The sequence below is a fragment of the Pseudomonas sp. LP_7_YM genome (assembly GCF_004364435.1).
Classification (GTDB): Bacteria; Pseudomonadota; Gammaproteobacteria; order Pseudomonadales; family Pseudomonadaceae; genus Aquipseudomonas.
Window position 1 is genome coordinate 1 of sequence record NZ_SOCT01000043.1, and the last position, 1,083, is coordinate 1,083.

Here is a 1,083-nt window from a genome sequence, read left to right on the forward strand (position 1 = left end):
TGGCCATTTATTTCTGATGTTTTGGCGATGCGCCTGCCCAGGCTGTCGTAGCGATAGGTGCCGATACTGTGCAGTTTGCCGTTGACCAGTGTTTCGGCTCTGACGAGCCTGTTTTCACAGTCGTAGCTGAAGCTTTGCAGCTTACTCATGCCGCTGCGCTTTTCAATCAGGTTGCCCCACGCATCGTAGGCATACTCCTGATCGCGCCAGCGTTTGAGGCGGTTGTCTTTGACGTGATCAAACTGGCTAGTGTTGAAGTTCAGCCGGTTGGCTGCCGCGTCGTACCTGAACTCTTCACTGTCGACCAGTTTTCCGGTGTCGCGGCTGTGCAGTTGGCCGTTGGCCTCGTACTCGTATTTGATTTCGCCGCGCAGCTTGTCGAGGGTGCGGGTCAGTTCGCCAGCCGGATCGTATTCATAGCGTCGGTGGATCGGGTTGTAGGCGTGGTCCACCAGCAGGCTGTTGTCGCCGGGGTTGTAGATCTGCGAGAGCTTTTCGCCCGGTAATTCGGAGGCGAACTGCCAGCTCTTGCGGCCCATGGCGTCGTAACCAAAGCAACTGGTGAGTTTGCCTTGGGTGCGATAAACCTCGCGGTGCAGGTCGTCGCGTTCCATGTCGCTGATGAGCAGTCCGTCGAGGTTGAGTTGGTGCAGGTGGCCGCTGCCGTAATACAGGTGGTTGAGGTGTTGACCTGTGGGCAGGGTCAGCGTGGTGAGGTTGCTTAGCGGATCATAGTCGTAGTCCAAGGCGCCTTGAGCAGTGGTTTCTTTGATCAGGCGGCCCAGCAGGTCGTACTCGAACTTGAGGGTTTCTTCGCTGATGCCGAGGTTTTTACCGGTATTCGTCGGCAGACGGTGGATGCTCAGCAGCCGGTCGCCTTCGTCATAGGTGTACTCCTGACGTGCATCGTCGTTGAGTTTGGCCAGGAGACGGCCAATCGTGTCGCGCTCAAATTCGGTGCTGCGCTGTGGTCGTTCGGCGCAGTCTTCGTAGCCGGTTTCATCGACGCGGGTCAGATGACCGCCGAGGTTGTAGCTGAAACGGCGCGTCAGGTTGTCGATGCGTTTCTCTTCGATCAGTCGA

General features: G+C 57.4%; 1 pseudogene. It reads right to left on the minus strand.

Features of this window, described 5'->3' with window-relative positions:
- Positions 1-1,083, minus strand: a pseudogene (locus tag EC915_RS24715) (RHS repeat protein); the annotation flags it as partial.